Here is a 5,286-nt window from a genome sequence, read left to right as displayed (position 1 = left end):
ACCCTCCCCAGCCGGAGTGGGGGTAATCGCCGTTACCAGGATGAGCTTGCCGTCCTTCTTGTCCTTAAGCTCGTTGTTAAGGTAGTTGTAGTCTATCTTCGCTTTGTACTTTCCGTACTGCTCAATATACTTCTCGGGAATACTCAATTTCGCTGCGATTTCATTAACATCATAGGCGTGTTCGGGATAAACCGCTTGGGCGATATCAATGTCTGAACCGATAAACTTCTTCACCGCGTCTGAACCTTTTGCCATACTGTAACTCCTTATAAAATAAAAAGCTTTATTGGTTATACAGCGCATAATACACCGTATAACCAATAAAGCTTGCCCAGGCGGTCGGCTATAGTATCATCCCGTTCCCTTGTGGTAATCCACTTCCGCCAGTCACGGGGACATTTCATTATCTATAATAATATATCGATAAATATTTGTCAACCGAATTGTATTGACATCGAATTGTATTGAAAAATAAATCGATGGCCGTATATAATGTATTATGAACAATAGGGCGTTTTCTGTGGAACAAATGATCCTCATTGGCGCCACGGGCCGGAACAGGGGGAAAACAGTTTTGGCGGAAGAACTGATACGCCTTTTCAAAGACCGCTTCCCCGTGGTGGGCCTCAAGGTTACCACCACCGCCTACGCCGGGGCGCCCTGCCATCATGGGGATATGGGGTGCGGGATATGCTCAAATCTGTCTTCCTATGTTTTGCAGGAAGAACGGGGTTTAAACCCAAATTCCCCGGAATGTATGGGAAAAGACACCACCCGGCTGCTTAGGGCCGGAGCAGAACGGGTTTACTGGCTCCGTTCAATTAAAAACAGCCTTGCCGAGGGCTTTTCCGAGTTTCTCAAACAGATACCCCCCTCTGTCCTAGTTATCGGCGAATCCAATAGCCTTAGGGAAGTGGTTCAGCCGGGTTGTTTTATCATGGTCAGCGCCGGCGCGGGGGAACAGGTAAAGCCCAGTGCAGCACGGGTGGCGGAACTGGCCCAGTTCACCCTGGAAAGTCCCATAACTGCGGGTCTTTTACAGAAACTTATGGCAGAAATAACTGTGGTAAGCGCGGACGGACAAGTCCGGGTCCGTCTTGCAGGATAGGACGCCCATGGAACGAATAGACTTGGAAGCCGCTCTGGAACTGCTCCTCGCCAGGACCATCCCTATAGAGGAGATACTCCGCCTCCCCCTGATTAAAGCCCGAGGACTTGTTACGGGTAAAACCATCCTCGCCCCCCTGGATAACCCTCCCTTTGACCGCGCCCCCCTGGACGGCTTTGCCTTCCGCAGCGAGGATACCGCAGGCGCCTCGGAAGCGAATCCGGCGAGGCTGCATATAGCCGGGGTGGTATACGCCGGTTCTGTCCACGATGCTCCACTGCTGCCGGGAGAAGCGCTGAGGATTATGACCGGGGCGCCCATGCCCGCCGGCTCGGACGCCATGCTTCCAAAGGAAGACGTTTCGGAAAAGGAGAAGGCGGTTTTGGTTTTCCGCCCGGTTAAAAAACACGAGAACTATATTTTCCGGGGAGAGGATATCCGGAAGGGACAGCTGCTTATCCGGGAAGGCGAAGGGCTTGACTTTATTCGCCTGGGACTCCTTGCGGGCTTGGGACTTGCTGAGGTCCCGGTATTCCGCCCACCTGAAATAGGAATACTGTGTACCGGAGATGAGCTCGTCCCCCCGGGCGCTCCGCTGCCGCCGGGGAAAATATACAACAATAACGGCATCCTCCTTTCCACCCGGCTTGAAGAACTGGGCTTCCATCCGAGACTTCTGCCCGTCGCAGCGGATGAACCGGAGACGGCGGCGGCGGAGATACGCGCCCATATGGAAGACCTGGATCTCCTTATCAGTACCGGAGGGGTGAGCGTGGGGGACAGGGACATCATGCGGGATGTGTTTACCCTGCTGGGGGCGGAACAGCTCTTCTGGCGCATGACCTTCAAGCCCGGCAGCGCCATACTCTGCGGGGTGTACCGGAAAAAACTGCTGATCTGCCTGTCGGGAAATCCCTTTGCCGCCATGGCCAACCTGGAACTCCTGGTACGGCCGGTTCTGGCAAAACTGGCCCAGCGGCCGGATCTGGAAACCCGGCGGCTGAGGGCCCGGCTGATCTCCCCCTTCCCCAAACAAAGCGGTACGCGCCGTTTTATCCGGGCCCGGCTTGAACCGAAGCGCGGCGATGAAGAGTTCCCCTTGATAAGCCTGCCGGAGGGCCACTCTTCCGGTCATATGCTTTCACTGCTAAGCTGTAACTGTTTTGTGGATATACCCGCCGGAAGCGCCGCGCTGCCCGCAGGAAGTGTCGTTAACGTAGTGTTATTCGGCAGCACAGAATTGCTATGAGGGGTTCAAAGCATGTTTGAAAACATAAAGCCGACAATAAAAATTTCACTGATAAACCAGACCGGAAAGGGAGAACCATTCTGCGGCCCCGGGATGATAATGCTTCTTTTGGAAATCCGGCGGAGCGGGAATGTCCGCGAGGCCTGTGAAAACATGGGCATGTCCTACACCAAGGGATGGAAACTGCTGGCCCGCATAGAGGCATGGATCGGGTTTCCCGTCGTGGTCCGCCAACAGGGCGGCAAAGGCGGCGGAGAGGCGCACCTCACCGGGGAAGGCGCCGCCTTTCTGGAAAAGCACCTCGCCTTTTTACAGGAGTGTGAGACTACGGTAGGGGAAATATTCAGCCGGTATTACCCGGTAAAAACGTTATAAAACAGAAGTACTACCAAACACATGCTTCACAAATTCCAACGCTCCCTTGGCATCACGATCCAGTATCGTTTCGCTTGTCTCGGGAAGTAAATTTCTCCAGACTTTTATATCCTGCCCTATGGTTCCCCCGGGCATGACAAAGGGCTCCATCACCACCGTCCCATTGTACCGTATGTCCCGCAGGGCATGACCAATTGCATTCCAGGGGATGCATCCTTTCCCGGGAACCTTGCGGTTCTGTTCGCCAATATGAAAATGCCCAAGCTTATCCCCCGCCATGCGGATGGCTTCAGCCATATTATCTTCCTCAATATTCATGTGAAAAGTATCCAGCATGACTTTTACATTCGGGTGATTAACTTCATCGACAAACTTAATTCCTTCCTCACAGGTGTTAAGCAAATACCCTTCGAAGCGGTTTAATACCTCCATCCCCAATACCACGTTGCGGTCTGCGGCGATTGCGGCAATTTCCCTGATATTTTCAACTGACCGTTTCCAGTCCCCCGCCTTATCAATGGGCAGAGAATAGTCAACCGGCCAGTATGAGTATAACCCCCCGCCCAGCAGCCTTATGTCGAGTTTGTTGAGCTTTCCCAGCACATCCTTATAAAAGGCTTTTGCATTTTTGACAACCCGGTTATCGGAAGAACTAAGATTTTCGCCCTTAGCCGGGCCGTAGCCAGCGGTCAGGGTGACACCCTTCTCTTTCGCATAATCCCGCAAATCAAAAAGTTGGGAATCCGAAACATATTGATCCTTCAAGGCTGCACAGGATATCTCCAGTATATCAAAACCCAGTTTTGATACTTTATCGATATACTTTTTGTAATCCGCCTGCCATTCCTTTGTCCAATAGGCAAAATAAATACCATATTGCATTTCTATTGTTCCTGTTTACCATATTCGGAGATTTTTCCGTAATCTACGATCCGGCCTTAGCCGCCTGAATTACATGCTGTATGGTAATACAGGTGGTAACAGCGCCCACGCCGCCGGGAACCGGGGTTATGGCCTGTACAATGGGTTCAGCCTCGGCGAACTTTAGGTCCCCGCACATGCCGCCCCCGTCCTTCATATGGATACCCACATCAATGACCACCTGACCGGCGCGGAGACTTTCAGCGCCAACGCTCTCCGCTACTCCGGCGGCGACGATCACAATCTCCCCTTCCTTTATCACCGAAGGGAGGTCCTTCGTTTTCGTGTGGCAAATAGTAACGGTGCCGTTTTTGTGCATCAGCATCATTGCTACGGGCCGGCCTATTACGAGGCTGCGGCCGACCACGGTTACCCGCTTACCCGCAATTTCAATGCCGTAATGGGCGAGGATCGCCATACAGGATTCCGCCGTACAGGGGGGGAAACCCAGGGGGATATTGGCAAACACTCCGGCCAGGGAGCCGTCGGTGATGCCGTCTATGTCCTTGGATGGCAATAGGGCCGCCCGGATTACCCCATCGTTTATGTGCTTGGGCAGGGGCCGGAAGAGCAGCACCCCATGGACAGACTTGTCGTTGTTGACCTCGTGGATCACCTTCAACAGGGCGTCCTGGGTTGCATCGGCGGGCAGCACGTAGTTTTTTATCCCAACCCCCACGGAGGCGCAGCGCTTGGTGGCGCCCTTCTCGTAGGAGATATCATCATCCCTTTCCCCTACCCGGACTATGCCCAAGGTCGGTGTGATCCCTTTAGCGTTCAGGGCCTCCACATCCTTCTTCATGGACTCCACTAAGGCGTCGGCAACTTCCTTTCCTTTCAAAATCTGAGCCATTTTATACCTCGATTAGTTTTACTGTTTGATCACTTCAGCTGATCTTTTACGCCTTTGAAAACCGTATCCGCCAGGGCTTCATACTCCGCAAGGAGCGCGTTGGTTTGGCGGTTGATATCCTCAGCATAACTACGGTCGGTCATGGCAGCGGTGTTGATATACACGTTGAGGCTGGCGCCGCTCAGGGCAGCCTTGCAAAAAAGCACCCCAACACCGGCGTCACTGATGGCCAGACGGCTGCCCTTGGCGGCGAATTCCTCAATAACCTTGATGGCCTCGCCGCACTTCTTCATAATCTCCAGGGGCACCGAGCAAGCTTCTTTCAAAGCCGCTTCCATGACCCGGGTTTTCTCCGCCTTCTCCGCCTCGGTCTCCTTGGGCAGACCGTAGGCCTTGGACAGGGGTTCAAAGACCTCCGCATCCCGCTGAACCAGGGCGAGGAACTCCCCCTGAAGCCGGTCGGACTCCTTCTTCAGACGGATGATGTCCGCCTCCACATCGGCGTACTTTTTTTTACCCACCGTAAGGGAGCCCACCATGTTTCCCAAGGCGGTTCCAATAGCGCCCACCAATGCGGAAGCGCCGCCGCCGCCGGGCACAGGATCCTTACTCGCCAGGACAGTTACAAAATCTACGCAGCTCTTTTCGGCAAAACCCATTTTCCACTTCCTTAATAAAACAACGGGTAATGAGAACAACTCACTACCCGTTATTCACTGTTTCTTGAATTAGAACAACCCTGATATTTTCCCGGTGTTGTCCACGTCGATCTTTTCTGCG

7 protein-coding genes and 1 riboswitch are annotated in these 5,286 nt (G+C 53.4%); of the genes, 3 read left to right on the top strand and 4 right to left on the bottom strand.

The features are described from left to right. Window positions 1-255 (bottom strand): formate--tetrahydrofolate ligase (locus TPRIMZ1_RS18550; protein WP_010256201.1); only part of this gene is annotated, 255 nt, incomplete at its 3' end. Between the two features lie 67 nt (window positions 256-322). Next, a riboswitch (ZMP/ZTP riboswitch) is annotated at window positions 323-401 on the bottom strand. A 128-nt stretch (window positions 402-529) separates the two neighbouring features. Between TPRIMZ1_RS18550 and TPRIMZ1_RS0106340 the strand changes: the two genes are divergently transcribed. The 3 genes from TPRIMZ1_RS0106340 to TPRIMZ1_RS0106330 are packed head-to-tail and all read left to right on the top strand — an operon-like array spanning window position 530 to window position 2,732. Then, window positions 530-1,108 carry a hypothetical protein gene (locus TPRIMZ1_RS0106340; RefSeq protein ID WP_010256455.1) on the top strand — a complete coding sequence of 193 codons (579 nt, stop codon included), beginning with the start codon at window positions 530-532 and terminating at the stop codon, window positions 1,106-1,108. A gap of 7 nt (window positions 1,109-1,115) precedes the next feature. Next, on the top strand, window positions 1,116-2,357 hold the full coding sequence (glp, locus tag TPRIMZ1_RS0106335) for a gephyrin-like molybdotransferase Glp (RefSeq protein ID WP_010256453.1): 1,242 nt from the start codon (window positions 1,116-1,118) through the stop codon (window positions 2,355-2,357). 12 nt (window positions 2,358-2,369) lie between these two features. Next, window positions 2,370-2,732, top strand: coding sequence for a winged helix-turn-helix domain-containing protein (locus tag TPRIMZ1_RS0106330; protein ID WP_010256450.1), 363 nt, complete (start codon window positions 2,370-2,372; stop codon window positions 2,730-2,732). Here TPRIMZ1_RS0106330 and TPRIMZ1_RS0106325 read toward each other — a convergent pair. The 3 genes from TPRIMZ1_RS0106325 to TPRIMZ1_RS0106315 are packed head-to-tail and all read right to left on the bottom strand — an operon-like array spanning window position 2,727 to window position 5,165. Beyond that, window positions 2,727-3,614, bottom strand: a complete 888-nt coding sequence (locus TPRIMZ1_RS0106325; protein WP_010256447.1) for a sugar phosphate isomerase/epimerase family protein — start codon at window positions 3,612-3,614, stop codon at window positions 2,727-2,729. The genes TPRIMZ1_RS0106330 and TPRIMZ1_RS0106325 overlap by 6 nt on opposite strands. Before the next feature lie 43 nt (window positions 3,615-3,657). Then, window positions 3,658-4,506, bottom strand: coding sequence for a bifunctional 5,10-methylenetetrahydrofolate dehydrogenase/5,10-methenyltetrahydrofolate cyclohydrolase (locus TPRIMZ1_RS0106320; RefSeq protein ID WP_010256444.1), 849 nt, complete (start codon window positions 4,504-4,506; stop codon window positions 3,658-3,660). A 29-nt stretch (window positions 4,507-4,535) separates the two neighbouring features. Further along, window positions 4,536-5,165 (bottom strand): cyclodeaminase/cyclohydrolase family protein, encoded by a 630-nt coding sequence (locus tag TPRIMZ1_RS0106315; protein WP_010256441.1) that lies wholly within the window; start codon window positions 5,163-5,165, stop codon window positions 4,536-4,538. Between the last annotated feature and the right edge of the window lie 121 nt (window positions 5,166-5,286).

The sequence above is a fragment of the Treponema primitia ZAS-1 genome (genome assembly GCF_000297095.1).
GTDB lineage: Bacteria > Spirochaetota > Spirochaetia > Treponematales > Breznakiellaceae > Termitinema > Termitinema primitia_A.
The sequence above is the reverse complement of the archived record's forward strand: the minus strand, read 5'-3'. Positions and strand labels throughout refer to the sequence as shown.

Bases quoted from the DNA above. Each gene is read 5' to 3' on its own strand.
- TPRIMZ1_RS0106315 (WP_010256441.1), bottom strand. From the start codon at position 5,165: ATGGGTTTTGCCGAAAAGAGCTGCGTAGATTTTGTAACTGTCCTGGCG.
- TPRIMZ1_RS0106325 (WP_010256447.1), bottom strand. From the start codon at position 3,614: ATGCAATATGGTATTTATTTTGCCTATTGGACAAAGGAATGGCAGGCG.
- TPRIMZ1_RS0106330 (WP_010256450.1), top strand. From the start codon at position 2,370: ATGTTTGAAAACATAAAGCCGACAATAAAAATTTCACTGATAAACCAG.
- TPRIMZ1_RS0106340 (WP_010256455.1), top strand. From the start codon at position 530: ATGATCCTCATTGGCGCCACGGGCCGGAACAGGGGGAAAACAGTTTTG.
- TPRIMZ1_RS0106320 (WP_010256444.1), bottom strand. From the start codon at position 4,506: ATGGCTCAGATTTTGAAAGGAAAGGAAGTTGCCGACGCCTTAGTGGAG.
- glp (WP_010256453.1), top strand. From the start codon at position 1,116: ATGGAACGAATAGACTTGGAAGCCGCTCTGGAACTGCTCCTCGCCAGG.